Genomic DNA, 3531 nt, shown 5'->3' with positions numbered 1-3531 from the left:
GATAAGAATTATATTTTTGAGTTGTATTATATGACGAATTGAGTTGTTACAGTTAAATTTGTAAATAATGTAGTAATGATTGTAAGATCAGCATTTAATTATGTTAATTTTAAAGAATTTAGAAGCTTCCGATGAGGAGGCTTTTTATTTTTTTGAATAAGAACAAACGTTCTTTTAAAAGGTGTGCATAGACGCGTAATTCTTTATTATCAGAGTTTGCAAAAAGAATATAAAAAAAGCCCTATTTTGGGCTCTAAATGCGATCTAATTGTTCATACAACTTTTCAGTTTCTTCGTCTAGCCAAGTATAAAGATATTTTAAATTTTGGCGTGCTTCTTTATATAAGCCTTCTCTTGCTAAATCTTCAAAAGAGGTCGGTGTAGCTTCGGTTTTTTCTAAATCAGTAATCTGATCGGTTTTATGAACCTGTTGTGTTTTGATATCCCAATAATAAAGAATATCCTTTTTAATCGCTAGTATTGGACCATTGAAAAGTTGGATATCACTATCAGGTAATGGGAATGGTAATTTCTTTTTACTGTAGAACTCTATAATAACTTCAGATTCATACAGAAGTATTTCAAAGTCTTTTGCTCGATTTTTAATCTTTTCTTCAATTTGCTTCAAGGCTTCTTGATAGCGATCATATTGAGTTGCAACTGGTTGTAAATGTAGGTTGGTATGCACGCATATTCACCCTTTCTATAAAATATGTATAAGTATATTTTTGCATAATAAGTTAAATAAATACATAAAAATATTCAGGAGTTTTGGGTGAAAAAAAGAGCGGTTCTTTTATGTAATTACCTTGTTATTATTTACCTTACATAAAAGAACCATAGTAATTAAAATTTGAATAATTTATTAATTTAACAAAGGAGTGAAGTAAATAATTATGAATTCACAATCAGAAGAAATTTATGAAAATATACCTCTAGATGAGCAGGATGCTTTATGGGATATAAAACAGGAACTTGCAGAAGTAGAAGAAAAGGCTACAAATTTAGCAAGAACTTTGAAAAATTCTAAATCTTATTCAACAAAGGTATATGTAAGTGGTGACAGTGTAGAAGTATACTTTCATATAACACCTATCCAATTAAGAGATTTATCAAGTAGTGATACAGGTAAATACAGACGTAGCTACTCTAAAAATGACAACAAGACACCTGAAGAACGACTAAAATCAAGAGCTAAGAGTAATATCAGAGCTAGAAATACTGTTAAAAGACTTATCAAAGCCAATTTTTCTAACGGCGATAAATTCATTACTTTAACATTTGAAAAGAATATAACTGATGTAAAAGAAGCCAATAAAGCATTAAAAAACTTCAAGAAAAAATTGCGTAGATTATGTAAAAATGAAGAGCTTAAATTTATTGATGTAATAGAGTTTCAAGAAAGAGGAGCGATTCATTATCATATGATTGTTAATCTAGATATAACGCAAGGAGTTTTAGAGGAGAAATGGGGCTTAGGGAAAGCAGAGGTAAAAGATATTTATGATATTTCTAAAATCACAGGATATATGGTGAAGTACATGAATAAAGCTAGCGCAGATGAACGTTTATTAGGGGAAAAGATTTACCACTGTTCTAAGGGTTTAGAGAAGCCATTAGAGCTAGTTGGAGATGAAGCAATGGAGTTTCTAAGGGGAAAATTCAAAAATGGGGCAGATCCAACATTTAGAAGCCATTATAAAAACAAATTCACTGGAACACCTATTTTTTATAGTGTTTGTAGTGTAAATGTCGAATAAACACGAAAAAACACTGTATTTTTTTTAAAATAACTCATATAAAATTAAAGAAATACAACTTGAGAAAACATTAATTTATGAGAGGGTGTGTTTAAAATTATTCTCAACATAGAAAATATAGGAATAATAGCTAACGCAGATATAAAAATAGAAGGTGTAACCGTAATAGCTGGATCTAATAGTTCGGGGAAAAGTACGGTGGGGAGAGTCTTATATGCTATCGGCACGAGCTTAGCTGAAAGTTCGTATATAAAATTATTCAAGCAAAAGTTAAATATCATAGATAATGAGTTAAACAGACTTAAAAAAATTTCATTAGATGAAGAAAGTTTAGCAATTGCGGAAGAAGCAACTGCATTGCTTGATAATATGTCGTATATCATTTCTATGCTCGAAGAGCATCCTACTTCTCAAAAAGAGTTTGAAAATCAAAGTATTAATTTTTCTAATAAACTAAAAAAAATCATTAATTCTTTAGAAGAAACCGTCATAACACAAAGTCTAACAACGGGAAATTTAGAAGGAGAAATGGAAGTAGATTTAGATGATATTCTTATTAGAATGAGTATCAAAGAAATTAAAAAGATATTAGACACAGATATTCTAAAAGAAGATAATTTGAAATTTGAAATGTTGCAATCGGTATTTAACAATGAATTCAATTCTCAAATTTCTAATTTAACATCTAATAATTTAAAATCAACAATTTCATTTACAGAGGTTAATAATAATAGTGGGAAGCTTGTTTTCATAGAAGATGTATTAGACAGAGAAGCATCAACGATTAATATAAACAGAGAGTTTGTTAGACCAATTTTCATAGATGATCCTACAGTTATTGATGAGATTTCTGAATCAATTAGAATATATTTGGGAGGTAAGAAATTATCTTATAATCATAAATCATATCTTATTGATTTATTAAAACAAACAAATTCGGATGAAAATGTTTTTTCAAAAAAGAAAAATGATGAGATGATTAATGCTATTTTGAAAGAGGTTATAGATGGTAATATTTCAATAAATGGAAGGAAAAGTTTTTATGAAATTCCATATAGTGATCGTAATAAGAAACTATCATTGTCAAACCTTTCAACAGGTATGAAATCTTTTTCTATTCTTAGTATTTTAAAAAATAGCGGAGCGTTTAATACTGTAGAGTATGTAATATTAGATGAACCAGAAATACATTTACATCCAGAATGGCAACTTAAATATGCTGAATTAATAGTGCTTTTATCTAAATACTTAAATATTAAATTTTTAGTAACTTCCCATAGCCCATACTTTATAGAAGCTATAGAACTGTTCTCAATGAAACATGGAATAGAGGGGAAAGTAAATTATTATAAATCTAAGCATACTCAAAACCCTAATTTTTATACCATAGAGGATTATACACAAAGATTAAGTGATATTTATGATGAATTAGCGGAATCAATGTTTGATCTTCAAAATTTAAGAGATGAATTGGAACTAGAGGAGGAGTAATTTTGGATGTTCTAGAAATTAAACAGTATTTAGAAGAAAACTATTCTTTTTCTACACTTCATGATTGTTCAGAAGATGATTCTAATTCGCAATTTTTAGTTCAAAATCGTGCTATACAAGTATTTGATTTTGATGAAATTAAAGTAAATGAGGTTAAGCAAAGATGTTTTCCGAGTTATACCAGTTTAACTTCTCCAGACACTCTTTTTTTCGATAAAAATAATCATTTAAAACTTATAGAATTTAAAAATAGTTACAGTTCAGATGTGAAAAAACCAGC

The 3531-nt window shown here is 28.5% G+C and carries 4 protein-coding genes; 3 read left to right on the top strand and 1 reads right to left on the bottom strand.

What is annotated here, in order from left to right; genetic code table 11:
* Positions 1–253: 253 nt before the first annotated feature.
* Positions 254–688, bottom strand: a complete 435-nt coding sequence (locus QI30_RS18720; RefSeq protein ID WP_126992077.1) for a hypothetical protein — start codon at positions 686–688, stop codon at positions 254–256.
* Between the two features lie 208 nt (positions 689–896).
* Between QI30_RS18720 and QI30_RS18715 the strand changes: the two genes are divergently transcribed.
* The 3 genes from QI30_RS18715 to QI30_RS18705 form a co-directional block, all read left to right on the top strand.
* The gene (locus tag QI30_RS18715) at positions 897–1760 is read left to right on the top strand and encodes a rolling circle replication-associated protein (protein ID WP_126992076.1); all 864 of its coding nucleotides are present in this window, start codon (positions 897–899) and stop codon (positions 1758–1760) included.
* An 87-nt stretch (positions 1761–1847) separates the two neighbouring features.
* Entirely contained in the window at positions 1848–3251 is a 1404-nt protein-coding gene (locus QI30_RS18710; protein WP_126992075.1) for an AAA family ATPase, read from the top strand.
* A gap of 2 nt (positions 3252–3253) precedes the next feature.
* Positions 3254–3531, top strand: a 278-nt coding sequence (locus tag QI30_RS18705) for a hypothetical protein (RefSeq protein WP_148113881.1), incomplete at its 3' end; no start/stop codon positions are given.

The organism is Candidatus Kurthia intestinigallinarum (assembly GCF_003991225.1).
GTDB classification, from domain to species: Bacteria; Bacillota; Bacilli; order Bacillales_A; family Planococcaceae; genus Kurthia; species Kurthia populi.
Note: the sequence above shows the minus strand (reverse complement) of the source record. Positions and strands in the feature narration are given on the sequence as shown.

Excerpts from the sequence above, each read along its gene's own strand:
- QI30_RS18715 (WP_126992076.1), top strand. The coding sequence starts at position 897 with ATGAATTCACAATCAGAAGAAATTTATGAAAATATACCTCTAGATGAG.